23 protein-coding genes are annotated in these 24,963 nt (G+C 42.0%); 12 read left to right on the top strand and 11 right to left on the bottom strand.

The genetic code is table 11. The features are described 5' to 3' along the window. Window positions 1-8: 8 nt before the first annotated feature. The 5 genes from L1D51_RS05355 to L1D51_RS05335 form a co-directional block, all read right to left on the bottom strand. A complete protein-coding gene (locus tag L1D51_RS05355) occupies window positions 9-1,649 on the bottom strand; it encodes an amidohydrolase (RefSeq protein ID WP_239963086.1) in 1,641 nt (546 codons plus the stop codon). A 93-nt stretch (window positions 1,650-1,742) separates the two neighbouring features. Further along, the gene (locus L1D51_RS05350) at window positions 1,743-1,976 is read right to left on the bottom strand and encodes an EF-hand domain-containing protein (protein WP_054560867.1); all 234 of its coding nucleotides are present in this window, start codon (window positions 1,974-1,976) and stop codon (window positions 1,743-1,745) included. A gap of 4 nt (window positions 1,977-1,980) precedes the next feature. Next, window positions 1,981-2,214 carry an EF-hand domain-containing protein gene (locus tag L1D51_RS05345; RefSeq protein ID WP_054560866.1) on the bottom strand — a complete coding sequence of 78 codons (234 nt, stop codon included), beginning with the start codon at window positions 2,212-2,214 and terminating at the stop codon, window positions 1,981-1,983. Between the two features lie 103 nt (window positions 2,215-2,317). Further along, window positions 2,318-2,545, bottom strand: a complete 228-nt coding sequence (locus L1D51_RS05340; protein WP_054551189.1) for a PLC family EF-hand domain-containing protein — start codon at window positions 2,543-2,545, stop codon at window positions 2,318-2,320. Window positions 2,546-2,554: 9 nt separating this feature from the next. Next, window positions 2,555-2,782 carry an EF-hand domain-containing protein gene (locus tag L1D51_RS05335; protein WP_239963078.1) on the bottom strand — a complete coding sequence of 76 codons (228 nt, stop codon included), beginning with the start codon at window positions 2,780-2,782 and terminating at the stop codon, window positions 2,555-2,557. Window positions 2,783-3,094: 312 nt separating this feature from the next. Here L1D51_RS05335 and L1D51_RS05330 point away from each other — a divergent pair, with 312 nt between their 5' ends. Genes L1D51_RS05330 through L1D51_RS05315 form a run of 4 tightly spaced genes read left to right on the top strand, consistent with a single transcriptional unit; the run spans window position 3,095 to window position 6,936 of the window. Then, window positions 3,095-4,552, top strand: coding sequence for a HAMP domain-containing sensor histidine kinase (locus tag L1D51_RS05330; RefSeq protein WP_239963076.1), 1,458 nt, complete (start codon window positions 3,095-3,097; stop codon window positions 4,550-4,552). A gap of 1 nt (window position 4,553) precedes the next feature. Continuing rightward, the gene (locus L1D51_RS05325) at window positions 4,554-5,081 is read left to right on the top strand and encodes a hypothetical protein (RefSeq protein ID WP_239963074.1); all 528 of its coding nucleotides are present in this window, start codon (window positions 4,554-4,556) and stop codon (window positions 5,079-5,081) included. Between the two features lie 2 nt (window positions 5,082-5,083). Beyond that, window positions 5,084-6,427 carry a sigma 54-interacting transcriptional regulator gene (locus L1D51_RS05320; RefSeq protein WP_239963073.1) on the top strand — a complete coding sequence of 448 codons (1,344 nt, stop codon included), beginning with the start codon at window positions 5,084-5,086 and terminating at the stop codon, window positions 6,425-6,427. Window positions 6,428-6,435: 8 nt separating this feature from the next. Continuing rightward, on the top strand, window positions 6,436-6,936 hold the full coding sequence (locus L1D51_RS05315) for a DUF1543 domain-containing protein (RefSeq protein WP_055020994.1): 501 nt from the start codon (window positions 6,436-6,438) through the stop codon (window positions 6,934-6,936). Window position 6,937: 1 nt separating this feature from the next. Here L1D51_RS05315 and L1D51_RS05310 read toward each other — a convergent pair whose 3' ends face one another. The 4 genes from L1D51_RS05310 to pdsR all read right to left on the bottom strand — a co-directional run bounded on the left by L1D51_RS05310 (window position 6,938) and on the right by pdsR (window position 10,297). Continuing rightward, window positions 6,938-7,147, bottom strand: a complete 210-nt coding sequence (locus L1D51_RS05310) for a hypothetical protein (protein ID WP_054551195.1) — start codon at window positions 7,145-7,147, stop codon at window positions 6,938-6,940. Window positions 7,148-7,197: 50 nt separating this feature from the next. Then, window positions 7,198-7,368 carry a hypothetical protein gene (locus L1D51_RS05305; protein ID WP_156426462.1) on the bottom strand — a complete coding sequence of 57 codons (171 nt, stop codon included), beginning with the start codon at window positions 7,366-7,368 and terminating at the stop codon, window positions 7,198-7,200. Between the two features lie 116 nt (window positions 7,369-7,484). After that, the gene (gene pdsS / locus L1D51_RS05300) at window positions 7,485-9,608 is read right to left on the bottom strand and encodes a proteobacterial dedicated sortase system histidine kinase (protein WP_055198178.1); all 2,124 of its coding nucleotides are present in this window, start codon (window positions 9,606-9,608) and stop codon (window positions 7,485-7,487) included. Continuing rightward, window positions 9,608-10,297, bottom strand: a complete 690-nt coding sequence (gene pdsR / locus L1D51_RS05295) for a proteobacterial dedicated sortase system response regulator (RefSeq protein ID WP_054560858.1) — start codon at window positions 10,295-10,297, stop codon at window positions 9,608-9,610. The genes pdsS and pdsR overlap by 1 nt, the downstream gene beginning before the upstream one ends. A 219-nt stretch (window positions 10,298-10,516) precedes the next feature. On the opposite strand from pdsR, the gene pdsO reads away from it, so the two are divergent. The 3 genes from pdsO to L1D51_RS05280 are packed head-to-tail and all read left to right on the top strand — an operon-like array spanning window position 10,517 to window position 13,853. After that, on the top strand, window positions 10,517-11,254 hold the full coding sequence (gene pdsO, locus L1D51_RS05290) for a sortase-associated OmpA-like protein PdsO (RefSeq protein ID WP_054560857.1): 738 nt from the start codon (window positions 10,517-10,519) through the stop codon (window positions 11,252-11,254). 26 nt (window positions 11,255-11,280) lie between these two features. Next, entirely contained in the window at window positions 11,281-13,281 is a 2,001-nt protein-coding gene (locus tag L1D51_RS05285) for a marine proteobacterial sortase target protein (protein ID WP_239963057.1), read from the top strand. Continuing rightward, the gene (locus L1D51_RS05280; RefSeq protein WP_239963055.1) at window positions 13,269-13,853 is read left to right on the top strand and encodes a class GN sortase; all 585 of its coding nucleotides are present in this window, start codon (window positions 13,269-13,271) and stop codon (window positions 13,851-13,853) included. The genes L1D51_RS05285 and L1D51_RS05280 overlap by 13 nt, the downstream gene beginning before the upstream one ends. Here L1D51_RS05280 and L1D51_RS05275 read toward each other — a convergent pair. After that, a complete protein-coding gene (locus L1D51_RS05275; protein WP_239963053.1) occupies window positions 13,763-14,707 on the bottom strand; it encodes a DMT family transporter in 945 nt (314 codons plus the stop codon). The two genes, L1D51_RS05280 and L1D51_RS05275, sit on opposite strands and share 91 nt — an antisense overlap. Window positions 14,708-14,829: 122 nt before the next feature. Here L1D51_RS05275 and proB point away from each other — a divergent pair, with 122 nt between their 5' ends. The 4 genes from proB to gltX all read left to right on the top strand — a co-directional run bounded on the left by proB (window position 14,830) and on the right by gltX (window position 18,962). After that, complete coding sequence (gene proB / locus L1D51_RS05270; RefSeq protein WP_054560854.1) at window positions 14,830-15,933, top strand: glutamate 5-kinase; 1,104 nt, start codon at window positions 14,830-14,832, stop codon at window positions 15,931-15,933. A 63-nt stretch (window positions 15,934-15,996) separates the two neighbouring features. Continuing rightward, the gene (locus L1D51_RS05265; RefSeq protein WP_239963051.1) at window positions 15,997-16,968 is read left to right on the top strand and encodes a GGDEF domain-containing protein; all 972 of its coding nucleotides are present in this window, start codon (window positions 15,997-15,999) and stop codon (window positions 16,966-16,968) included. Window positions 16,969-17,037: 69 nt separating this feature from the next. Then, window positions 17,038-17,397 (top strand): glutathione S-transferase N-terminal domain-containing protein, encoded by a 360-nt coding sequence (locus L1D51_RS05260; RefSeq protein WP_054560852.1) that lies wholly within the window; start codon window positions 17,038-17,040, stop codon window positions 17,395-17,397. An 80-nt stretch (window positions 17,398-17,477) separates the two neighbouring features. Then, window positions 17,478-18,962, top strand: a complete 1,485-nt coding sequence (gene gltX, locus L1D51_RS05255; RefSeq protein WP_239963049.1) for a glutamate--tRNA ligase — start codon at window positions 17,478-17,480, stop codon at window positions 18,960-18,962. Between the two features lie 97 nt (window positions 18,963-19,059). Here the strand turns inward: gltX and L1D51_RS05250 are convergent, their stop codons facing one another. Next, window positions 19,060-19,317: a hypothetical protein gene (locus L1D51_RS05250; RefSeq protein WP_239963048.1), complete on the bottom strand. Its 258-nt coding sequence runs from the start codon at window positions 19,315-19,317 to the stop codon at window positions 19,060-19,062. A gap of 183 nt (window positions 19,318-19,500) precedes the next feature. On the opposite strand from L1D51_RS05250, the gene L1D51_RS21725 reads away from it, so the two are divergent. Further along, a complete protein-coding gene (locus L1D51_RS21725) occupies window positions 19,501-24,822 on the top strand; it encodes a S8 family serine peptidase (protein WP_275669123.1) in 5,322 nt (1,773 codons plus the stop codon). Window positions 24,823-24,963: the final 141 nt, after the last annotated feature.

Raw genomic sequence — 24,963 nt, 5'->3', positions numbered from 1 at the left:
AAGTAATATTATTTCTCTTTTTTATACTTCAGCTCGCCCGCAATCCAAGTTTGTGTCACGTTTATATCGTGGATCTGAGAAACAGGGGCTTTGTAATAGTCTTTATCAATCAAAATAAAGTCAGCCCACTTTCCTTGCTCTAAACTACCTACTTTAAACTCTTGATGTGCAGCATAAGCACCACCTAAAGTAAATGCACGCAAAGCTTCATCACGCGATAGCTGCTCTTGTGGTCGCCAGCCGCCTTCAGGTAATTGATTATGATCCATTCGTGTAATGGCTGAATATAATCCATCAAACGGATCAGCAAGCTCTACAGGAAAGTCAGAACCTGCTGCAATTATTGAGCCTTGCGCTAAAAAGGTTTTCCAAGCATACGCCCCTTCAAGTTGTTTTTCAGTTAGGCGCTGCTCTGCCATATGCATATCAGAGGTTGCATGAACAGGCTGCATTGATGGAATAATTTTTAACGTTTTAAAACGAGGGATATCTTCAGGAGTAACAACTTGTGCATGTTCAATTCGGTTACGCAGTAAAATCCCACCGGTTTTTTTAAACACATTTTCATAAGCATCGAGCACAACATGATTGGCTTTATCACCAATGGCATGGGTGTTCGCACTAAAACCATGAGCAAAGCTTAAGTTGAATAGTTGCTCAAGTTTTTCTTGGGTTTCAAGCATTAAGCCGTGGTGATTTTTACGATCTGCGTATTCCTCGATAAGGGCTGCGCCTCGACTTCCTAAAGCACCATCCGCATACACTTTGACACTTCGAATCGACAGCATGTCATTCATGTCTTTATATTTGCCTGCTTTGAGCATGGTTTCTAGCTGAGGATCGGCTGCACTTAGCATGGCAACGATTCTAACCGGAAGGGTATTTTGCTCAGAGCGCTGCTTGTACACTTGCCATGTATCATAATCGATACCAGCATCATGGGTTGATGTAATACCCAAACTCAGCAAGTGTTCACCAGCATTATCTAATGCTGTATTTATGCTGGCATGACTTGCTTTTGGTACATGCTGGGTAATAAGTGTTTCAGCTTTATCGATGAATACCCCTGAAGGTAACCCAGAATCTAGCTTTAAAATTTCACCGCCGGCAGGAGAGGGAGTTTGTTTATCAATACCTGCAAGTTCCATGGCTTTTGAGTTAACCCATACTGCATGACCATCAACGCGAGAAAGCACCACAGGTTTGTCTTTTACATACTTGTCTAAATCAGCGGCAGTTGGAAATTCACCGCCAGGCCACTGCTCTTGGTTCCAACCGCGACCAATGATCCAACCTTGCTTATCTTTGGCAAACTCAGCCAGCATTTTGCCAACCTCATCTGCCGAGAGCGTATTCCTGACATCAAGTTGTGAGAGGTTATTCCCTAAACCAATTACATGGCCATGAGCATCGACTAAACCAGGTAACAACGTGGCTTGCTCACCATCAATTGAGGTGGCGTCAGGGAAGCTGTTTTTAATTGAGTCATTGCCTGTTTTTACGACTTTACCGTCTTTAAAAACCAGTGCAGAAAAGTGTTGGGTTTCACCTTTGTAGGTAGGCGTGTAGCCATTTACATTGTAAATAACAGTGGTGTTGGCAAAGCAGCTAAGTGAAGCTGTTGCTAGTAAGCTGATGATGAGTTTCATAATCTTCTAATAGTTTTTATTGATTTACGAAAACAGTATCAGAGTTGCAGTAAACTGCAACTCAGCAGCAGGTAAATAATTAACTGTAACTCTTTATTTGCTTGCGTAGACCTTAAATTCACTGAGCGATAATTTATTATCTTTATCGCTGTCGTAGTTTTTGAAACGTGACCACAGAGCAGGATCTCTCGCTGACTCTGAACGAGTCAGGTAGCCATCGTCATTACGATCAAGTTGTTTAAATTTTTCACCAATACTATCTGCAGCAAAACTTATTGTGCTAAATACACCACATAAAATTAGGCTGGCAAAGGTTAATTTTGACATTATTTTAACTCTTGTTTGTTAAATAGTGTTTAAATTCAAGGAGCGAGATTTGTTGATCTTTATCTGTATCCCACTGCGCTATGCGTTTTTGCAAGTGCGGTTGTGATGACAGTTCCTGCACAGATAAAAAACCATTTTTATCTTTATCGAGGTGATCAAATCGTTGTTTTACATCCAATGCTAAGCTATTGAAGCTTATAGTAATTAAGGTGCATGAAGCAAGCCAGAAAATTCTCATAATTACTCTCCTTTATAAATAAAAGTGCTTGCCATAATTTAACTCCCAAAATTTAAATCCGTTTACACATTCCCTCTGGGATTATGGCAAGCACTTTAAGCCGTTAAGGTTTGAATTTTTCAAACTCTTGTTCAGACAAAACCTGATCGCCGTTTTCATCCAGATCAGCAAATTGCTTAAGTAAGTTATCGTGTTTAGTTGCTTCAGTTAATGAAATCTCGCCGTCGGCGTTTGTATCAAATTTAGCAAATCGAACATCCATTTGTGATGCTAAAACAGTGGCGCTGATAACTAAAAACATCAGCGAGAATGCAGCTAAAAGTTGTTTCATTACAATCTCCTATTGAATAAACGACTGAAACTCAGAAAATGAAATTTGGCCATCTTGGTTACTATCAATTTGCGTAAAGTTGCCATGTAATAATGCATCTTCAGATGCTTCTGCTTCATTCAAAAAACCATTACTGTCTTTATCAAGCTCGTTAAACGTTGTTTGCAAATCTAGTGCATAACTACTTAGCGAGATGAGACTTATAAGCAGGGTGGCTACCTGGGCCGTTACTTTCATTTTGTGTCCTAAATAACTAATTTGATTAGTACTAATCAAAATTAGTGCCAATGTTAAAAGGTTTTAATTATCAATGGTTTATAGTTTTTGTGTGGTTTTGAATGCGAAATAGTTACAGGGTGTTGTGTCTTTTTTGCAACGATTTTCAGGTGTTAAAAGTTTATCCTTATTATTTCAATTAGTTAGCATGTTGCCAAATAGCAACTTTGTATCGGTTTTTGGGTAAAAATCAGCACTTTTTAAGGTCGGATTCAGCGAGTGTCTAAGTTTGTTCACTAATAATCAGCATCTGAAATTATGTTGAGAGTGAATATGCAAAATAAAGTAGCGATAAAAATAAAACAGTTACTCAATTGGCGACCTAGTCTTATTGGTCAGTTCGTCTGTAGCATTTTGCTGTCTTTACTGCCGTTATCATTGGTGGTGATTTTATTTTTAAATGCGCTCAATAAGCAGCTTGCGGTGACTCAAGAAATTGTTGGTGATAATTACGAAATTACCAAAGCATTTAATAACCTAAAACAAGACTTAAATAGCCTAGAAAGGGCAACTCGACAAAATTGGGTGCTTAAAAGTGAGTCCCTCGATAGCTTGATTGCCAATAAGTGGCAATCGTCACTGCAAAGTGTCGATGAACTTATATTTTTAAGTCCAACCGCTGATTATGTCTCGCAGTGGCGGCAATTGGCTGAGGTATTACAGTTTGCGCATCAACATTTATTAATAGAACAAAAGCAAGATGGTGAGCTGTTTGCACCCGCTAGTAAGCTTATCAGTGAGCAAACAAATTGGCTCAAAGAACAAAATGAATTACGCATCACAAAAAATCAGCAGCAATTAAAAGCACTTCAAGCTTCATTTATTAATTGGTTAGTTGCGTTAATTCCACTGACGTTATTGGTCGGGGGCGGGTTTCTTTGGCGGATCAGCGGACGGCTTAGGGAACTCACACATGTGATTGATAAACTTGGACAAGGCCATTGGCAGCAAAAAATTCAAGTTCGTGGCTCGTCAGAGTTAGTTGAATTAGGTAATAAACTAGAATGGGTTCAAGCACAGTTACATATGCTTGAGCAGCAAAAAGATACGTTTTTACGCCATGTGACACATGAGTTAAAAACCCCCCTAGCTTCGATGGTTGAAGGCACAGATTTACTTGCAGATGAAATTGTTGGTCCAATCAATAGTGAGCAACAAGCTGTCCTTGAGTTAATAACACAAAGTATGGTGCGACTCAGAGCCATGATTGAAAGCTTATTGAGTTACAACGCGATTCGAACGAGTAAGCAAAGCCTAAGCGAGCTTAATTTTAACGTGATGATGAATAAAATTGAGCGTCATTTTGAGCACCGATTATCAGCGCGTGACTTATCCATTGTGTGGGTTAACGAGTTACCAAATAAAACCTTGTTTATCTCAATTGAGCTACTTGAAATGGTGCTTATTCAACTCACCTCAAATGCGCTAAAGTTTTCGCCGGAACATGAGTCAGTGACAATAAAAGCAAGCTTAAAGCAGGGACAGTTAATTTTGAGTGTTAGCGACTTAGGAGTAGGAATAGACGACACTGAAAAAGCCGCCGTGTTTGGGGCTTTTTACCAAGGCAAGAATGCAAAACAACATACTGAAATGGGCAGCGGGCTCGGTTTAACTATCGTTAAAGAAACCGTTGAACAATTAAACGGTAAGCTCTCTATTACAGATAATGAGCCACAAGGGTGTGTATTTACAGCCATTTTACCAATTCAATTAACCCAAGGAGTTAACTGATATGGGCTTAGCGAATAAAGCCAGTTTTATGCTTGTTATAGGCACACTTTTTATAACAGGGTGCACGATCACGCAAAAGCATGTCGAGCCAGAGCAAGTAGAGCCGACAACAGATGTGAAGCCTCAAGGGCAACCTAATCCCAAGCCTCGGCCGAAAAGTGAGCCGTTATACCCGCCTGCAAGTACTGTCATTGCTTGGCATGCTGCCAAGTGCGGTGGCTTTAAATCGAGTTCTGATAAAGCAAATTATGTTGGCGAAAATGAGCTAAAGCGTCTGTTTGAATCAATTTGTTTACTCGGTGCTTCAGAGCCAGAAAAAGCCCTTAACCAGCTTGAAAAAAGCGACCATGCTTTTTATTGGCCAGATGATATTAAGCAGTATCTTTGGTTGCAAAAGCAATATTTACAACAGAATTTAGCGGCAAAACAAGCAAAGCAAGCACTGAGTGATGAAATGGAAAAAACCTTATCGTCGCTTGCGACTATCGAACAACAACTTCTGCTACGTGAAGAAACCAAGGAGCAGTAACCATGAATGAAGTAACAAAACCACGGGTTTTATTAGTAGATGACGATGCGAGTTTATTAAAGTTACTGGCAATTAGAATTGAGTCAAAAGGTTATTTGGTTAATACAGTTGAAAGTGGCATTGAGGCACTACAAACGCTAAAAAATCAAACCTACGATGCGGTGATCACCGATTTAAGAATGGATGAAATGGACGGCATGGCTCTACATCGCCAGTTACAAAGTCGTTACCCTTCAATGCCGGTGATTATGATGACAGCACATGGTTCGATACCTGATGCAGTAGAAGCGACGAAGCAAGGTATATTTGCATTTATTACCAAACCGGTTGATAAAGATGAGCTGTTCGACAGCCTTGCTAAAGCTATCGAGATCCATGGTGTACACGGTGATGAAACAACAACACAAACCAATATTGTCACCCGTAGCGGCGCGATGTTGCATTTACTTGAGCAAGTTAAATTGCTTGGTCCAACGCAAGTGAATGTGTTGATCTCCGGTGCCAGCGGCACAGGTAAAGAGCTGCTTGCACAAGCAATACATCAACACAGCCATGTTAGTGATGGGCCATTTGTGGCAATTAACTGCGGCGCAGTGCCGGGAGAGCTTTTAGAATCTGAATTGTTTGGGCATAAAAAAGGCGCATTTACAGGTGCAGTCAAAGACCATCAAGGTTTGTTTCAACAAGCACAAGGTGGTACCCTTTTTCTAGACGAAATTGGTGATATGCCGCTAAATTTACAGGTAAAACTACTGAGGGTTTTACAAGAGAAAACCATTCGCCCTGTGGGCTTTCAAGAAGAGATCCCAATTGATGTGCGGGTAGTGTCGGCGACTCATAAGAATCTTCCTGAGGCAATTAGCAATCAGCAGTTTCGTGAAGATTTATACTACCGATTAAATGTGGTGAACTTAAAACTGCCTCCGCTTTGTGAACGCAGAGAAGATATAAGTTTGCTAGCACAGCATTTTGCAGGTCTAATTGCTAAACGTATGGGGCAAGAGCAAAAGCAGTTTGCCAATGATGCAATGCATGCTTTGGTGCGCTATGACTGGCCGGGTAATATTCGTCAATTACAAAATGTAATAGAGCAGGTAGTAGCCCTTACACCTGGTAAAGTGATTGCCGCTCAGTTAGTAGAGAGTGCATTAAATAGTAATGTAAGTATTGCTGAGCCGCTTTCGTTAAACGATGCAAAAAAAGAATTTGAGCGAGATTATTTAATTAATATGCTGAAAATGTCAGCGGGTAATGTTGCTGAAGCCGCAAAGCTTGCGAAACGTAATCGCTCAGATTTTTATAAATTAATTAAAAAGCACAACATTAATGTTGAAAGCTTAATATAAGGAAAAACATGGCGCTTTTTTTAGTCTATCTGGGCGGTCGTATTCAAGGTTGCCACATTGAAATGCACGACGTTCGATTTGTCGTAGGCGATAACATTGAGCAAACTTACTCAAAACTAAAAGCACAGTGGGTGGGTGATAAAAGCAATGTGCACATGGATAGCTACATGCAAATTCAGCACATCGATGGCTATCAGGTCGAAGTGGTTGATACTGCGCATCACCAAACAGAAAAACTATATTTTGTGAATTTAGGTGCTTACCGAGCTGATAGTCTTGCGGAGCAACATGATTTTGCATTGTACGTTGCCCGTAGCAGTGAAGAAGCGAAGCAACGCGCTAAAGAGTCTTTATTGGCTGGAATGACTCATCTTCATAAAGATGATTTGCACGATGTAGACGATTGTTTTGCGATTGATTTGTTAGATAGCAACTTATCAATAAAATTAACGCCAAGCGGGCAAGCTCAAGCAATGAAGCCCGATTGGTTTGGCTATCACGTTCTTTGATCTATTCTTGGTTATCGTTTTTACTGGCAACTTTAAAGGCGATAATCACTAATCCAAACAAGGCAAATGGCAGTGCAGCGAGTAAATACTCAACGGTATGGCTGTCTTGGTAGTTAGGCTGGAGTAGGAAGTGACCTGCAACACAAAGCAAAATAGCCACGAACAAAACGGGCAGTAAAATCAGTTCTTTTTTAGGTGAGTGTTTTTTCATTACAAGGCGTTATATTCCAAAGGTGCGCCATTGTAATGAGCTACCCTTAGCTAGGTCAAATAAGTTGCTTTGTAGTTTGCTTTATATTGCGCTGTATCAACTTTTTTTGTGTCAGCTTTTACAGGCTGCTTTTTTGGAGCCGCTGGTTTATCGGTTGCTTCATTATAGCTAAATAGCCCCATAATGAACTCAATCTCTTCACGTTGTAATCCAGATCGCATGATGCCCTCCAAAGAATAATTTGCCTTTTGTATTACAAATATTACGTCCTGTAATCTGAATTATCGGTGAATACCCAGTCATTAAACTGTAATCATATGTAACGCAAATATGCTTATTAAATAGGCAGCTCCACAGTGAATACAACACCTGTGCCATCAGCTAAATTTTCTGCTAATACTTTACCGTGATGGTAATCGCAAATAAGCCTTACAATATAAAGGCCTAAACCCAAGTGTGGCTGCTGCTGATGTTGCTGACTTCTCACCGAGACCATTGAGTCGAAAATGTGTTCAACTAAACCGTCAGGGAGCAAAGGCCCTTGGTTGCTGATTTTTAATAATGCATGCTGCTCTTGCTTGGTTAAGCTGACTGAAATTGTGCTTTGCGGGGTTTTAAACTCAAGTGCATTGTTGATGAGCTTATCGAGTAATTGCGCAATAAATTCTGGTGCGCCACTAACATTTAACGGCTCCTTACAAAGCGACAAGGTAAATAGGCTTTCACCATAGGTTATTTGATAGCCCTGCATGCAGCCGGTGATCACCTTGGTCAGGTCAAACTCTTCTGCCTCGGCATTTTGAATACTTTGTTCAAGGCGCGTTGCTTCACTCATGGTGGTAATAATTTTACCTAACCGCTCAACCCCTTCACTGGCACGGTCGAGGTATTTTTGACTCAGTTCAGATTGCGGCTGCATTTGTAAATTTTCAAGTGATGAGCGTACAACAGCCACAGGCGTACGAAGTTCATGGGAGAGTCGTGATGACATATTTTCTAAGTAATCAGTATAACCACTTAAACGGCTAACAATGTTGGCAAAGCTGCGAGAAAGGTCGCCAATTTCGTCATTCGAATCGGCATAAGTAATCTTGCCAGTGATCCGCCCTTGAGCATCAATAGCTTGCTCGGCATTATCACGTAAGCGGCGAATACGGCTGGAAATTCTTGAAGCAAAAAAGAACAGTGTCACAGTACCAACAAGCATCACCGCTAAAATCACATTAAAGAGCTTTTCTAAGGATTTATTACGCAGAGTGCGCACGCCGTTGGTGGTTTCTTCTGCGATTACTGCACCAATGACTTTATCTTGGATCCAAATAGGGTAGGCCGCCGATAAAATAACGGCTTTGTTATCTGGGGTTAAGCGCCATGATGATGCGGGTTTACCATTTAAAGCACTGGCTATGTGAGTACCTTGCATCGCTGCGACATCATGCAAGGTATCAATAAACTCATTTTCTGGGCGAGTTAAAATTTTATAGTAAAGTGGGTGTAAGTAATCTTGCTCAAAGCGTTGCCACCATGTTGTTGCAGGCTCCTCTTTTAAGCCGTCTGCCCAAACGCCATCGGCATGATGAATTGAGCCTGATTGCGCAAGGACACGATGATGGTTATCGACGACCCAAATTCGACTGCCACTGTGGCCCATGCCTTTCAAAATACGGTTAATTTCTGGTGAAGGCACTAAAACTGAGCCGATATCATTTGGGTTTTGCAGGTTTGAGGTCGACATTAGCTGAGGCTCAACTTTGTCTTCATCCCAATCTTCAATCGCAAAACCAAGCTTATTACCTAGCATCGAAAGCGGAAAACGCAGCTCTATGTTGTAACCCGTATCGGTGCTTTTAAAATAGCCTTGGATTTTAGTGACCGGCTCTTGTGTCGTAGCATCAAAGGCATTAACCCAACCATCTTGACGGGCAGCCACCACATAACTTTTAAATTCACCTTCAGGTGTTTTTAACATGATCTGTAAGTGATCATTACGGGTAAAGCTAAGCACATTTTTAGCACGATACACCAGTGAGCTGTCAGTGACTTTAAATGCCGCATAAAGGTAGTTTTCGTACTTGCCTACCATGTGATCAAAACTTAGATCACTTTCTTGATGCTCATTGCTTAGCCCTTGTAAGTAGCGTTTGTCATAATGCCAAAATAAGCTTTGGTAAGGCTGCCACTCCGACAATTTACCATCAAGCTGAATCGGGTTATTTAGGTTGTAAGCGTATAAATCTCGGCCTTTTACAACTTGATCTAAAAAGTTGGTTTGCGAGTCAAACAAAGCGGGGCGTTCATGTAATGCGGTTGCGAGTGCGCGGGTGGTGCCTACTAAGGTTTTTTCTTGCCCTTGTCTTAAAAACTTTTCCATTTCCCAAACATATTCATAGCCAAGCCAGGGCAATAAAAATAAAAAGCAGGATAAGAAAATAAACTTTGTTCTAAGCCCAAAACGCAGCATTAAGCTTGCTCCCAGCGATAACCCATACCGTAAACGGTATCAATGCAGTCAAATGCACCATCTAAAGCAATAAATTTTTTACGAATACGTTTTACGTGAGAAGTAATAGTGCTGTCATCAACATAAATCTTGGCATCACTCATTAATTCGTTGCGGCTTTTTACATGGCCTGGACGCTGTGCAAGTGAATGCACCATCCAAAATTCTGTCACAGTTAAATCAACCAGTTGCTCTTGCCAAAAAACCTGCATGCGCTGAGTATCTAACTTTAATGGGCCGCGATGCAAAAGAGCGGTTTGATCGGCGGGTTGGTCGAAGGCATCAAGGCGTCTAAACAATGCGCCAATTCGAGCAGCAAGGTGCGCCATACTGATGTCTTTAGTTAAGTAATCGTCAGCACCCATGCGCAGGCCGCATACGGTATCAATTTCGCTATCGCGGGCGGTTAAAAATATAATCGGTAAGGTTTTAGATAGACTTCGTAATGTTTGGCAAAGTAAAAAACCACCATCCACTTCATGGCCAAGGCCAATATCAACAATGGCTAAATCTGGTAAAGATTGACTAAATGCCAGTTCAGCACTGGATCTGTCAGCAAAGCCTACAACCTGATAGCCCTGAGCGCTGAGCATTTCTGTGTAGTTTTCACGGATTGCAGTTTCATCTTCAACGATTGCTATTTTCTTCATTGCTAATACTTACTTAAATTCTTTCTATAGCGAACTATACCTAATTTTTTGCCTTGCGTACTGGCAAAAACGCGATTGCCATTTTTCTGCCACAATTGCTCAGCAGTTTGCCTTTTTTGATCCCCTTTATTGCCATTTCGACTTGTTTTAATAGCTCCATACCAAGTTTGCAACACCAACCAATGTTGCCAAGCAATTAAGTAGAAAAAGGATTAAACCATGAAAAAATTAATTATTGCCGCTGTTATCACATCTGCTGTATCTGTAGCCCCTTTTGCAGATGCTGCGAGTCAAAGTAAACAAGAAACACCAAAAGAAACAGCCATTGGCTTAGGTGCTGGCGCAGTTGTTGGCGGCATAGTCGGCGGCCCAGTGGGAGCATTTATTGGCGCGTTTGCTGGTGGCTTAATTGGTGAAAAAGAAGCGGCAGACAACACCATTGATGAACAAGCTCACGCATTAGTTGTAATGAAAGAGCAAACCGCTGATTACCAACAAGTGATTGCCGATAACGCAGCACTAAGTGAGCAGCTTGAATTATTAGCTGACGAAAAAGAGCAGTTACTACAAGCCCAATTAAACACCTTACTGGCGATGACGGTACAGTTTAAAACCGGCTCTAGCGAAATTGCCCCACACTTTGCTAATCAACTCGACAAAGTCGCGCAGTTATTGATTGCCCAGCCAAATTTGGCTATCGACTTAAATGGCTTTGCAGATCAGCGTGGTGATGAATTGGCTAATTTAATGCTCTCAAAACAGCGTGTAAATGCAGTGCAAAGCTACTTAATTAAACAAGGTGTGCCTCATACGCGCTTAACCGCAACCGCCTTTGGTGAGCAGCAAAGTGTTGCCGATTCAAATAACTACGAAGACAACGTGTTTGACCGCCGTGTAACCTTAACGACACGCCCTGTGTCACAAAGCAGCTTACGTACAGCACAAAGTAACCACTAATTCATCGGTCGATGGAGTGACATATTATGTTGAGTAACCGTACCAAAAGGCTCCTTTTTGGGAGCCTTTTTATCCTCTTATTAGGTTATGCAGTTAACCCTGCATTTGCAGCCAATGCCAGTGCCGAACTGCGATTTTATGATGACTCAAATAGCCAAGTGTCTTCGGGCTTATTAGTGAAAAACGATGTCACTATGACGCTCACTGGGCTTATTAATCATGTTGTTGTTAAACAACGTTATCAAAACCCGCACCCGTTTGCGGTTAATGCACGCTATGTGTTTCCGTTACTTGATGAAAGTGCAGTTCATGCCATGCAAATGCAAATTGGTGAGCGCATTATCACCGGTAACATTGCCCTTAAACAGCAGGCTGAACAGCAATTTGAGCAAGCTCAAAAACAGGGTAAACGCGCCGCTTTAGTTCGTCAGCAACGTGCGAATATTTTCTCTACTGATGTGGCAAACCTTGGAGCAGGGGAAGAGATTGAAATTACCTTGCAATACCAAGAGATAATCGGTTTTCGAGATGGTGTGTTTTCACTGCGCTTTCCTACCACTATTACGCCGCGCTACGAACCTTTAACGGCAGAACTACAGCAAAAAGCGAATCTAGAAACAACAGACACAGAACAACAGAACGACGCAACAGCTAACACAGCGCAAGTGGCATCAGCGTGGCTGAAACCTGTTTTTCATCGCGCACAAAGCCAAGAGTCTGATGCGAGCCTAAACCTTGCAATTGCGATGGATATTGGCCTTGAACTCAGTGATATCAGCGCTAATTTAGCGGGTATGCAAATCGATAACCCAAGTTTTGGTCGGTACCAGTTATCACTTAATCGTGATGTTCCGATGGATAGAGACTTTGAGCTGACATTTAAACCCCTTGATAAAGCCCACTCTCAGGCTGCATTTTTTACCGAAACTGTAGCAGGGCAAGAATATGGTTTACTGATGTTAGTACCGCCAAGCGATCACTTTACCTCGCAAGCTCGTCTTCCTCGAGAAATGGTGTTTGTTGTAGATACCTCCGGCTCAATGCATGGTCAATCTATGGAGCAGGCTAAACAAGCCTTGTTTTATGCCCTTTCTTTATTGGATGAAAATGATAGTTTTAACATCATCGGCTTTGATAGCGAAGTGTCAGTGTTAAGTGACACACCAATGATTGCCAATGACTTTAACATTCGCCGTGCAGAGCGCTTTATTTATGGCTTACAAGCTGATGGCGGTACCGAAATAGCAAAAGCACTGACTCAGGTACTTGATGGTAAACAGCATGATGGCTTTGTACGCCAAGTGGTGTTTTTAACCGATGGCAGTGTGGGTAACGAAACGCAGCTATTTAAACAAATTCAAACAGATTTAGGTGACAGCCGACTCTTTACCGTCGGTATTGGTAGCGCGCCTAATAGCTTTTTTATGACCAGGGCTGCTGATATTGGTCGTGGTACATTTACTTTTATAAGTAGCACCAGCCAAGTACAGCCAAAAATGCAACTACTTTTTGATAAGCTGGCGCATCCAGCTGTTACTGAGCTTGCTCTTGAAGGCGACAAAGCAGCCCTTGAGTATTGGCCATCGCCATTACCTGACTTGTATTTTTCAGAGCCGGTTTTGGTTGCCGTAAAGCTTGATGGCAGTCAGCACTTAACATTAAAGGGGCAGACAAACACAGGGCCAATGACGATTAATTTAGCAACTGCCAATGCTGCACACGGCGAAGGTATCGCTAGACTCTGGGCCAGACAAAAAATTAAGTCATTGCTGCTTTATAACGAAAAACAGGCGGTACGCGCAGAAGTCGAAGCATTAGCACTTCAGCATCATTTACTTAGCCCTTTTACGGCCTTTATTGCAGTTGATAACTACGCGGGGAATGAGATTGCAGAGCGTTCAATGCAAGTACGAAATAAACTTCCTAATGGCATGACGCTACCGCAAACCGACGGACAAAGCCGGGTGTTTATGTTACTTGGGTTGTTGTTGCTTACATTCTCATGGTTATGGCAATGGCGACGCTAAAAAAAGCGCTGCCAGTTTGCAGCGCCTTACTTGGCATCGCATTGTTTGTTAATGGTGGCTATATACAGGCGAAAGCTTGGCTGGCACAGGCTCTAATTGAGTCAGCTTGGCAGCAAGCTTTGCAAAGTCCTAATCAGCAAGTAAGGCCCTGGTTTTACGCCGATGGTTATGTCACTGCACACATAAATTGGCCAAGCCAGCAGCAAGAGATGACTGTACTTGCCGGTGCGTCGGGGCGAAACCTTGCGTTTGCCCCCGGGCATTTTTTGCCAAGCGGTGAACTTGGCAGCTCAAAAGGGGTGTTAATAGCTGGCCATAACGACACCCACTTTGCATTTCTAAAACATGTCGCAGTGGGTGAGCAGTTCAGTATGCAGTTGCAAAATGGCCAGATTGAACACTATCAAGTTCGCAGCATTGATGTTATTCATCAAAGCGAACAAGGTTTTTTAGCGCAATCAGGCCTTTATTTATTAACCTGTTACCCTTTTGACTCGTTAGCTTCAGGGACAGAGTTTAGGCTATTGGTGTCGGCTGATAAATTATCGTCTACGTCAACTTTCAGCTCTTGATGACGTTGACTAACAATAACACCGGCGAATACCACTGCAATACTCACCCATTGCCATAGTGTGAGTACTTCGCCAAGTAAAATAGCTGACAAAATTAACGCAAAAATTGGAATGAGGTTTGAATAAGCAGCAGCAGTTAATACCGACACCTTACTAATGGCGTAGTTGTACATGCCATAGCCGCCTAAAGTGACACATGAGCCTAAATATAAAATGCTCAGTAGGGCACTTAAATCATGCTGATTTTCGCTGGGTAGTTCGATGAAAAATAAAAAAGGCGCAAAGAATAAGCTACCGCTAAACCCTTGAATTGCAATTAAAGTAAGTGGTGAGTAACGAGCTACTAGGTGTTTTACGCTCACGGTATAAAACGCCGCGCACACCATCGCCATCAACTCTAAAAAGTTACCAAGCAGCGGGTTAGGGGCTTGCTCTGTGCTTGGTGACAATAGCGTTAATAAAATGCTGCCGCCAATACACAAGGTAAAACCAACGACGATGGCTTTACTGATGTACTCTTTTAGTATTAAGAACGCCAAAATAGCGACGATAATTGGTAAACAAGAAACAATTACCCCAGCTTGCGATGCCGAAGTGTATTCAAGGGCATGTCCTTCAAATAAATAATAAAAGCAAGGCTCAGCCAGCGACATACCAATTAAGTACTTCCAGTCACCTGGTTTAAACTCAAAGCGGATTATATAGCGCCATAAACATAAGCTAATCAATAATGTGGTTAGCATTCTTAAAAAAATCACTAACACAGGGTCATAAACATTGATTGCATGCTTTAAAGCAATGTAAGAGCTACCCCATAAAAAGGTCGCAATAATTAAGCATAAACTGGCTGGCATAGGTGTCGCTATTGAGTAAAAAAACGAGAGCGCGATCCTAGCATGAATTTTTTTAACTTGTTCAAAAACCGTTAGCTGGTATATATAAATTCTCTATTTTAATTACAGAATATAAGAATCAAATGCAAAGGCCACACGTCGTTGTTGTAAAGCTGGGCACAAGCGTGCTGACAGGCGGTACCGACAAATTAGATAAAGCGCACATGGTTGAACTTGTTCGCCAATGTTGCGAGTTAAAAAAGCAGGGTTATCAGGTTGTTTTAGTATCAAGCGGCGCGGTTGCTGCAGGTCGCGAGCAACTCATTACCCCCTGTGGTCGTTCTTTGATTGAAAAACAAATGCTTGCTGCAATCGGTCAAGGGCAACTTATTCATATTTGGCAGAGCTTGTTTGCTTTGTATGGTGTGAATGTTGGACAAATGCTACTGACCCGCGCTGATGTAGAAGACCGTGAACGTTACTTAAATGCCCGCGATACCTTAAATGCGCTACTTGCGCACAATGTAGTACCAATTATTAACGAAAACGACGCCGTGGCAACCGCCGAAATTAAAGTAGGTGATAACGATAACTTATCTGCTTTAGTCGCGATATTAGCGAATGCAGAAAAGCTGTTACTGTTAACTGACCAAGAAGGCCTATTTACAGGCGATCCTCGCTCTGATGCCAATGCGACACTTATCAACGAAGTTGAGCATATTAATGATGAGCTAAGAGAGCTCGCTGGTGGCAGTGGCACTACCCTAGGTACCGGTGGTATGGCAACCAAACTGCAAGCAGCCGATATTGCACGTCGCGCTGGTGTTGAGGTCATTATTGCCAAAGGCGCAGGCAAAAATGTGATACTAAATTGTATGGCCGACAAGCTTCCTGGTACACGCTTTTTAAAACTCACCGCACCAAAAGATGGCCGCAAAAAATGGTTACTTGCAGGACCTAAAAGCACGGGGCAATTAGTGATTGATGATGGCGCAAGCCTTGCACTTAAAGAGCGTGGTGCAAGCTTACTGGCAAAAGGCGTAAAAACTGTGCGAGGGCAATTTGAACGCGGCGATGTGATTGAAGTGGTGACGTGCCAAGGGCAATGTATAGCCAAAGGCCTTGTTAATTTTAACCATCAAGAAATTGATCAAATTAAGGGCTGTCATTCGTCGCAAATTACCCAGTTGCTTGCATTTGCACCAAGCAGTGAAGTAATCCATCGAGATGATATGATTTTGTTATAGTTTTTTAGTAATTCTGATAAAGTTAACTAAACTAAAGTAATAAGCAGTTTTGGGGACTTTTAGATGGCGGCTAACGCTTGCGGACATGACTGGGTTGTAGAAATTACCCAACAAGAAGAAGAGCCTGAGCTCGATCAGGCGCTTATCAATGCCGTGAGTGAATTAGATGAATTCTCTCGTTTCGCTATTTATATCAATAAATTTTTCAAACCGGGCTTGCCTGCAAGACTGCTAAATAAAGATTCTGTTATTGAAGAGCTCAGTGAACACGAAGTCAATGAGCTTATCGAAAAAGTCAGCCGCAATAAAATTCGCATCAGTCGCAACTACGGCTTTATTTCTACTTATGTGCCCATTTATTACATGGGCAATGTGGTTGGTGTACTGGTCATTGAGTCTGAAAAAGAGCTTTCAGAGCGCTGTAGCATGCTCGCCATCTACATGCTAAATATCTACGCGAATCAACTGTCGTTACTTTATAAGTCGCAACTTGACCCTTTAACTGAGCTTTTAAACAGGCAAACCTTTGATAAAAAGGTGATTGAAATTGCAGCCGATGCCGCTGTAGGCCATGAAAGCCATGACTCAAAGCAACGTCATTGGTATTTGGCGATGGTCGATATTGACCATTTCAAAAGCGTAAATGACAACTATGGGCACGTTATTGGCGATGAAGTGATCTTGTTAGTGGCGCAGCTATTAAAAAATAACTTTCGCTTTGAAGATTATGTTTTTCGCTACGGCGGCGAAGAGTTTGCTGTGTTATTTCAAGCAAGTGACGAGCTCGATGCACGCAATGCCCTTAATCGCTTTCGTGGCTGCGTAGCAGAGTACCCTTTCCCGCAAGTCGGTAACTTAACAGTGAGTAGCGGTTTTATGCCAATCTACGAGTTTGAAATGGTTGCCAGTCTGGTCCAAAAAGCCGATCAGGCCTTGTACCATTCTAAAAACAGTGGTCGTAATTGTGTCACTGCCTATTCAGAGTTAGATATTCAAAAAATCAAACCTCAAGATGATTCAATAGAGCTGTTTTAAGGTGTTGCAGCGCGCTTAGCTGTGTTAAAATTGCCCACTATTTTTTTAGAGCCCTATTGAGAAGGTAAGATGAAGTTTGTTCGTTGGTTGTTAGGCCGCATCATTTTGTTTTTTGATTTTGTATTCACACCACGTAGTAAAAAGCGTCCGGCAGCAGAGCAAGCGGCGCTTGATTCAGTGACATCACAATTTAAGCTATATCAATTTAAAGCTTGTCCATTTTGCGTGAAAGTACGTCGTGCAATTAAACGCCAAGGTCTTTCAGTTGAAACTCGTGATGCCAAAGGCAACGAGCAATTTCGCCAAGAGCTTTTAGAGCAGGGCGGAAAAGTAAAAGTGCCTTGTTTACGCATTGAAGAAAACGGCCAAGTAACTTGGTTGTATGAATCAAACGATATCATTGCTTATTTAGATAAAGTCGCGGCATAAAGCGGCTTTTCACTTCGATTATAGCCCGTGCTGTGCTAGCATTTGGGCAAATTTTTAATTGTCTTTTGAGAGATATAACCATGACAATTCGCACCCGTGTTGCTCCGTCACCGACTGGTGACCCGCACCTAGGTACTGCATACATCGCATTATTTAACTACTGTTTTGCTAAGCAGCAAGGCGGTGAGTTTGTGTTACGTATTGAAGATACAGACCAAGTTCGTAGTACGCCAGAATCAGAGCAAGCTATTATGGATAGCTTACAATGGTTAGGCTTAAACTGGGATCACGGTCCAGATGTAGGCGGTGAGTTTGGGCCATACCGTCAATCTGAGCGTAGCGATTTATATAAGAAATTTGCGCATCAGTTAGTTGAACAGGGTAAAGCTTTTTACTGTTTTGCTACGAGCGAAGAACTAGACCAAATGCGTGAAGAGCAAATGGCCGAAGGCCTACGCCCTAAATACGATGGTCGCGGTTTAAATCTTTCTGAAGATGAAATTAAAGCAAACCTTGAAGCGGGTAAGCCTTACGTAATCCGTATGAAGATCCCAAGCGAAGGCACGTTTAAGTTTAACGACTACCTACGTGGCGACATTGAGATCCCATGGGAAAATGTAGACATGCAAGTGCTACTTAAAGCTGACGGTTTCCCAACTTACTTCCTTGCTAACGTAGTTGATGATCATCACATGCAAATTAGCCACATTTTCCGTGGTGAAGAGTGGATCAATTCAGCGCCTAAGCTATTAAAGTTATATGAAGATTTCGGTTGGGAAGCGCCAGTACTAGGCCACTTACCATTACTTCGTAACCCAGATAAGTCAAAATTATCGAAGCGTAAAAACCCAACTTCAATCAACTACTACAAAGAAATGGGTTACCTACCAGAGGCACTATTAAACTATTTAGGCCGTATGGGTTGGTCAATGCCTGATGAGCGTGAAAAGTTCACGTTAGCAGAGATGATTGAACACTTTGATATGAAACGTGTGTCGCTTGGTGGCCCTATTTTCGACATCGATAAGCTTAGCTGGTTAAACGGTATGTGGATCCGTGAAAACTTATCTGATGCTGAACTAATGCAACGTTTTGTTGATTGGAAGTTTAATACTGAGCTATTCGCTAAAGTATTACCAGAAGCAAAAACGCGTATTAATACGCTTTCTGATATGGTTGACCTTGCCGGTCACTTTGTCGGTGGTATTCCAAGCTATGATCCTGCGCTATTAACAGCAGGTAAAGCTGATGAAGATGTAATCCGTCAAGCATTACAGTTTTTCATCTGGCAATTAGAAGGTTTACGCAGTTGGGAAAAGCCAGCGATTTTTGCTATCGCAAAAGAAGTGGCGACTTTCCATGAATTGAAGATTAAAGACTTCCTTGAGCCAATCTTTGTGGCTATCACAGGTAAGACATCTTCAACTTCAGTACTTGATGCGATGGAAATTTTAGGTTCTGACTTATCACGTGCTCGTTTACGTGTTGCACTAGCGCACCTTGGTGTGTCTAAAAAGCAAGCGAAAAAAATTGAGCGTGCATATCGCGATTATCCACAAGCTTAATCGTTATGTTAGTTTTAAAAACCGAGCTTATATGCTCGGTTTTTTGTTTGTAGCTGTTAAAAGTGACAGCTCAGTAATAAATAAAGCGAAGTTTGCCTCAGTAACTATAAGTCTTACCTTTACATACAGTGGCAACATCGCAGCTTTGATAGTCACTGGTAAAGTCTTTACAGCTTTCTACCCAGTAGCCATTGCCGCCTCGATTTACTACTTCAAGTTTTAGCTGCTCAATAGCAATCTTATTGGCCTCTGTAGGGCTATAACCACCAGATTGTGCTGAGCGCTCACCAAGACAACTAAGCTCTTCAACTTCACCTAAATAATATGCGCTGCCCCTTTTTCTATTTATCGGCATTGTAAAAATAAACTTAATATTGATACTTGCCTGGTAATTTAAATGTTAACAGTGTGTACAAAACGCTACACGAATGTACGCCATTTTTAAAACCTCTTGTGGTTATATTGTAGTCGCAAGCAGTGAAATGGATGTTCACACAGCTTGAATAATTACTCCAACTAACTATCCAGGGGATACTTTATGCAAGTGAAAACACTCTCGATTGCTGTTGCCGCAGCTCTCTACAGTGCCAGTGCTGCTCATGCAGTGGGTGTTGATAACAATCAAGTAAAACACCAATTAAAAGCACCTAATATAACATTTGAAGAAGTAAAAGCGTTTAGCAAAGAGTTTAACCAAGGTGACTCTAGCAACATGCTACAAAACGATGGCCTAAATGTTCAACTAAATAGCAAAGCAAATAAATTTGCTGAAGAAGGCATTGATGGTGAGCATATTTATATTATCCGTTTACGTGATAACTCTGTTGCTCTTGAAGCACGCGATTTAACCTCACCATTATCACAATCACTTCAAGCACAAGGCGTTTCAAAAGTATTTGAAAAAGGTCAAGCGGCAGTCTCTGCTGTAACAGATTATCAAAATAAACTACTTTCAAAGCAACGTACTGTAATGCAAAACGTGACTGCGGTGACTGGTCGTACAGAGATGCGTCGTCAATTCACTAAAGCATTAAATGGTTTCTCTGTAAAAATGACAGAGCAAGAAGCGATGCGCGTTGCAGAGCTTGGTGCAGTCGTTTCTGTAATGCGTTCGAAGAACTATGATCTTCTTTCTGATGAAGGTCCTAAGCATATCGGCGCTGATCAAATTTGGGATGGCTCAAGCGTTCCTAGTGGCATCAAGGGTAAAGGTGAAGGCCAAATCGTTGGTATCATCGATACCGGTATTAACTCAGATCACCCTTCATTTGCAGCTGTAGGTGGGGATGGTTACGAGCATGAAAACCCGTTTGGTCCAGGTGTTTATGTAGGTGACTGTGTTGAAGAACCTGAAGAAATTCAATGTAATAATAAATTAATCGGTGTGCGTTCTTATGATGTGATCACTGATGCATTTGATGCCATGATCCCAGGCTGGCCAGCAATTGGTGAAGATTACCAAGGTCACGGCTCACACGTAGCTTCAACAGCAGCTGGTAACGTGGTCAAAGATGTACCGTTTATGCTTCCGAGCTTTGGTGAAAACACCGATGGTAATATCTTAAAAGAAGGTTTATTTCCTGAAATCTCAGGTGTTGCACCGCACGCAAATATCATTGCTTATCAAGTATGTTATCCATCAAGTGACGAATACGCAGGCTGTCCTGGTGAAGCACTTGTAGCGGGTATTGAAGATGCAATTTCTGATGGTGTTGATGTAATCAACTTCTCAATTGGTGGTGCTGATTCTAATGTGTGGGCCGATCCAGTACAACTTGCATTCTTAGCAGCGCGTGAAGCGGGCATTAACGTTGCCGCGGCAGCAGGTAACAGTGGTCAAGCATGTGGCGCGGCTGAGTGTTTTGGTTACTTAGATAATTCATCACCTTGGCTTGCACAAGTTGCAGCAACAACACATGGTCGTACTGTCGCTGTTGAAACTGCGGTCGAGTTTGCTGGTTTTGCAGACGAAACTTTGGGTTCAGAAGTACCTAGCTGGTCAGAAACAGGCCTTGTTGGTGGTTCAATTAATAGCGAAGAAATTACCGGTGTTGTTGTTTGGGCTAAAGATTACGAAGACGTAAATGGTTTTAAAGACTACAACGGTTACTGTACGGCAGATTATCCAGAAAACACCTTCAATTTCTACAAAGATGGTACTGAAATCGCGGGCGCGGCTGATGGTAGCACTGATGTTATTGTTATCTGTCAACGTCACGATCCAAATGATTCAGCAGCCAATGCGCGTACTGCAAAAGTTGATCACGTAAAAGCCGGTGGTGCAGATGGTTTCATCATGTTTAACCGTGACCGCGATCAAGGCACAGTGGCTGAAGGTTATTCATTACCAGGTGTTCACTTTACTTACGATCAATGGAATGGTGTTTATCCAGAAGATGGCTTAGAAGATTGGGTAGATAGTTACTCTGAACTTGGTCATATGATCACCATCAAACCAACAGTGATTGAGCGTCGTGTTGATGCAGAAGATGCTGACTGGTTGGCAACATTCTCATCACGAGGCCCGTCTTATTCTAATGTTGAAGTACTTGCTCCTACGCTCGCTGCTCCTGGTGTTGATATTTACGCGGCTTACTCTGATGAACATCCATTTGTAACGCCACATGGCCAAGATTACGCTGCAATTAGCGGTACATCGATGGCATCACCACATGTTGCAGGCTCAATGGCGTTATTACGTCAAATTCACCCTGAGTGGACTGCGGCTGAAATCCAATCTGCATTATCGATGACTGCTGAAAACGTTGTTAAGTATCATCGCTTGAATAGTGCAAGTGATGTTGTTGCTGATGCGAAAACCTATCGTTCGGGCGCAGGTCGCATCAATGTTGGATTGGCTGCTAAAGCTGGTTTTGTCATGGATGAAACGGCAGATAACTTCTTAGCTGCTGATCCATATAATGGTGGTACACCACATAAACTTAACTTACCAAATCTAGTTAATTTCTCTTGTGCGCCTGAATGTCAGTGGGTTCGTACAATTAAAGCAACAGAAGATGGTACTTGGACTGTAAGTCATGAAGATGTAGAAAACTGGGCGTTTGATGTTAACTCACAAACAGCGCAAAACGGTGTGAATATCGATATCTTCCCGAAAACTTTCACGCTGAAAAAAGGTGAGACACAAACAATCATTGTTAAAGCATCAATCATGGATACTCAAGATTGGTTCAGTAACTCTGAGGTTGAGCTGCATACAAACCTTGTTTTCCAGGCTGAAGAAGAAAATATCCCTGATGCACATTGGCCTGTGGCGTTTAAATATGATCGTGGTAACTTACCATCATCTTTAGAGACAACAGCTCACTCAAACGTAGGTACTTATGTAGCTAAAGGTATTGTATTACCAAGTGTTGAAGCGCCAGTGGCTCGTGCATATGAGCCAGTAAAAGCAGATATCACAACGGTGACTTTACCAAAAGATGATGAGCGTACTTTCCCTTGGACGATGAATCGCACAGGTGATGTTGATGCAGCTGATATTTTAGATGAAGCAACATTTACTAAGTTTGTGACAGTACCAGCTAACTCAAAACGTTTTATTGCAGAAACTGTTGATGTTGAATCTGAGCTAGAAGGTACCTTGAACGTAGTTAACCCTATTATTTATATAGGTAAAGACTACAACGGTGATGGAATTGTTCAGCCACAAGATGAAATATTATGTGTATCTAATCATAAGATTTATAAAAACTTCTGTAATATCAATAACCCAGAAGAAGGTGAGTATTGGGTTGTTGCTTATAGCCCGAATAAAGCGTCAGTGGGTGCCGTTGAAGAAACATTTGAACTTGCAACAGCGGTTGTGTCAGACCAAGTAGCCTCTGGTATGACTGCAAGCCTTCCAGGAAGTGATGGTCAAAATACTGTTGAAATGACTGTTGACTGGGATATGGACATTGATGCTGACAGTGTGTACTACTCACTATTAGATGTAGGTACATCGGCTGTGAACCATGGTAACCTAGGTTCTATTCCATTTAAGCTCAACCGTGGTAATGACGTTGCTCATCTTGATGCACCATATACTGGTGCGAAAGTGGGTGATATGGTGCCTTACACATTTGAAGTGTTAGCAAATAATTCAGGTGTAGATCGAGAGTTCTCACTAGAGCTTGATATCCCTGCGGGTCTTGACATTAAAGCAGAAAACGTGGCGGTCTCAACAGCATCAGAAATCAATGTTGAAATTGCTGACGGTAAGGTGATTGTAACGGGTACGCAAGCGGATACTCGCGATGTTGAACCTGATTATATCGTCACAGATAACATTACCGATGAAATGTGTCGTACGCCTGATTTTGGTAACTCAAACCCGGGTGGCTATGTTGACTTAGCAGAGTTTGGTATTACACCTGTTTTATCTGGTTTTGAAGAGAATAATTATTACAACTCACGAAATGGTTACTCGTTACCAATCGCAAGTTTTTATAACGGCGCATATGATACATTCAGCCTTTATAACAATGCTGAAAATACCAATATCCAAAACTCGATAATCCAAATTCGTGGTATGGGTACAGTTAACACAAATGGTAGCCGATATTTCTTCCCTGTTCATAACCCGTTCCCTTATAACTCATTCCCATATGAGAATATGGGCCCATTATGGCGTGGTTGGGAGTTCACTGATAATGGCTTATTGCGCTCTGTAATGTCAGTTGGTTTATCGTCTAGCGAAGGTATTTCACTTGCAAGTACAACAACTGGTTGGGGCATTGTTGAGTGGGATAACGCATCAGACTATGATAATCCAGTATATGACCGTACAACAGGTAAATACACATACACTAAACGTGATAACTCTTTTGATTTCCAGGTGTTATTTAATGCAAATACACGCTTTGGTAAAGATGAGCATGAAATTTACTATGCATACGACAATCTAGACTACGGTTCGACGCGTCCTGCAGGTAGTATCGGCCTGCAAGGTTTCCGTGGTGCCCAGTTCGAGTATGGTCCACTTGAAAACTACCGTGGTATTCAAATCGCTTATAACAACCTAGATGAAGTGATCAGCGATGGTTACGTGGTGTGTATGGACTATGTAGGTCCAGAGTCATCACAATTTGAAGTGACTGCTTGGGCCGAAGTTACGCCGTCTGCAGCAGGTCAAACACTTGAAGTTGCAGCTAAAGCAGCAATCTCGGGTCTGAATGACATGACTTCAACAGCAACACTAACCATTCCAGGCAACATCACTGTGGTAGCCCTTGATGACATGGTAACAACAGAAGAAACACCGATTAGCTTTGAAGTTCATCACATTGATGAAAAGAACTCGAAGAATGAAATCTCGGTAATTTCTGACGACGTAACCTATGAAGTTGATGGCGATACAGTAACGATTACACCAAATGAGAACTTCTCTGGTGAGACAGAAGTAACTGTGATGGTATCTGATATTGAATACCCTTCAGATGCTGCAAGCACGACCTTTATGTTAACGGTTGAAGCAGTTAACGATGCACCGGTAGTGGTTGTTGAAGCAAGTGCTCAGCAAGTTACTGAAGGCAGCATGATTACCCTAGATGCATCAGCATCACATGATTTAGATAACGATGAGTTAACTTTCTCATGGGAAGGCCCAGGTACAATCGCAAGCCCAACATCAGCAATCACTGAAGTATCAGGTTTAACAGCTGGTGAGCATCAGTTTACTGTAACGGTAAGTGATGGTGTTGAACCGATGGAACTAGGTGTAGCAGTGACGGTAACGGCACAAGAGACAACCGTTGTTCCTGAAGAAAAAGCAAAATCATCAAGTGGTTCACTTGCTTGGTTAACTGTTCTATTAGCTGGTTTTGCAGGTGTTCGTCGCCGCGTAAAACGAGGCTAAGTACTCCCTAAGTATGTTATGTAACAAAGGGCCTTCGGGCCCTTTTTTTTGGTCTAGCAAAAATAAGTCGTACATTTTAATAACCAAAAAGAATAACTAACAACTGAAAACCTATGTAGCAAAATGTACAGGCTATTTTAT

Origin of the sequence: Pseudoalteromonas shioyasakiensis (genome assembly GCF_022398475.1) — a bacterium.
Classification (GTDB): domain Bacteria; phylum Pseudomonadota; class Gammaproteobacteria; order Enterobacterales; family Alteromonadaceae; genus Pseudoalteromonas.
This window is presented reverse-complemented; position numbering and strand designations above follow the sequence as displayed.

Excerpts from the sequence above, each read along its gene's own strand:
- L1D51_RS05265 (WP_239963051.1), top strand. The coding sequence starts at position 15,997 with ATGGCGGCTAACGCTTGCGGACATGACTGGGTTGTAGAAATTACCCAA.
- L1D51_RS21725 (WP_275669123.1), top strand. The coding sequence starts at position 19,501 with ATGCAAGTGAAAACACTCTCGATTGCTGTTGCCGCAGCTCTCTACAGT.
- L1D51_RS05330 (WP_239963076.1), top strand. The coding sequence starts at position 3,095 with ATGCAAAATAAAGTAGCGATAAAAATAAAACAGTTACTCAATTGGCGA.
- gltX (WP_239963049.1), top strand. The coding sequence starts at position 17,478 with ATGACAATTCGCACCCGTGTTGCTCCGTCACCGACTGGTGACCCGCAC.
- L1D51_RS05310 (WP_054551195.1), bottom strand. The coding sequence starts at position 7,147 with ATGAAAAAACACTCACCTAAAAAAGAACTGATTTTACTGCCCGTTTTG.
- L1D51_RS05325 (WP_239963074.1), top strand. The coding sequence starts at position 4,554 with ATGGGCTTAGCGAATAAAGCCAGTTTTATGCTTGTTATAGGCACACTT.
- L1D51_RS05355 (WP_239963086.1), bottom strand. The coding sequence starts at position 1,649 with ATGAAACTCATCATCAGCTTACTAGCAACAGCTTCACTTAGCTGCTTT.
- L1D51_RS05305 (WP_156426462.1), bottom strand. The coding sequence starts at position 7,368 with ATGCGATCTGGATTACAACGTGAAGAGATTGAGTTCATTATGGGGCTA.
- L1D51_RS05260 (WP_054560852.1), top strand. The coding sequence starts at position 17,038 with ATGAAGTTTGTTCGTTGGTTGTTAGGCCGCATCATTTTGTTTTTTGAT.
- proB (WP_054560854.1), top strand. The coding sequence starts at position 14,830 with ATGCAAAGGCCACACGTCGTTGTTGTAAAGCTGGGCACAAGCGTGCTG.
- pdsR (WP_054560858.1), bottom strand. The coding sequence starts at position 10,297 with ATGAAGAAAATAGCAATCGTTGAAGATGAAACTGCAATCCGTGAAAAC.
- L1D51_RS05285 (WP_239963057.1), top strand. The coding sequence starts at position 11,281 with ATGTTGAGTAACCGTACCAAAAGGCTCCTTTTTGGGAGCCTTTTTATC.
- L1D51_RS05275 (WP_239963053.1), bottom strand. The coding sequence starts at position 14,707 with ATGCCAGCCAGTTTATGCTTAATTATTGCGACCTTTTTATGGGGTAGC.
- pdsS (WP_055198178.1), bottom strand. The coding sequence starts at position 9,608 with ATGCTGCGTTTTGGGCTTAGAACAAAGTTTATTTTCTTATCCTGCTTT.
- L1D51_RS05280 (WP_239963055.1), top strand. The coding sequence starts at position 13,269 with ATGGCGACGCTAAAAAAAGCGCTGCCAGTTTGCAGCGCCTTACTTGGC.
- L1D51_RS05315 (WP_055020994.1), top strand. The coding sequence starts at position 6,436 with ATGGCGCTTTTTTTAGTCTATCTGGGCGGTCGTATTCAAGGTTGCCAC.
- L1D51_RS05340 (WP_054551189.1), bottom strand. The coding sequence starts at position 2,545 with ATGAAACAACTTTTAGCTGCATTCTCGCTGATGTTTTTAGTTATCAGC.
- L1D51_RS05350 (WP_054560867.1), bottom strand. The coding sequence starts at position 1,976 with ATGTCAAAATTAACCTTTGCCAGCCTAATTTTATGTGGTGTATTTAGC.
- pdsO (WP_054560857.1), top strand. The coding sequence starts at position 10,517 with ATGAAAAAATTAATTATTGCCGCTGTTATCACATCTGCTGTATCTGTA.
- L1D51_RS05335 (WP_239963078.1), bottom strand. The coding sequence starts at position 2,782 with ATGAAAGTAACGGCCCAGGTAGCCACCCTGCTTATAAGTCTCATCTCG.
- L1D51_RS05320 (WP_239963073.1), top strand. The coding sequence starts at position 5,084 with ATGAATGAAGTAACAAAACCACGGGTTTTATTAGTAGATGACGATGCG.
- L1D51_RS05250 (WP_239963048.1), bottom strand. The coding sequence starts at position 19,317 with ATGCCGATAAATAGAAAAAGGGGCAGCGCATATTATTTAGGTGAAGTT.
- L1D51_RS05345 (WP_054560866.1), bottom strand. The coding sequence starts at position 2,214 with ATGAGAATTTTCTGGCTTGCTTCATGCACCTTAATTACTATAAGCTTC.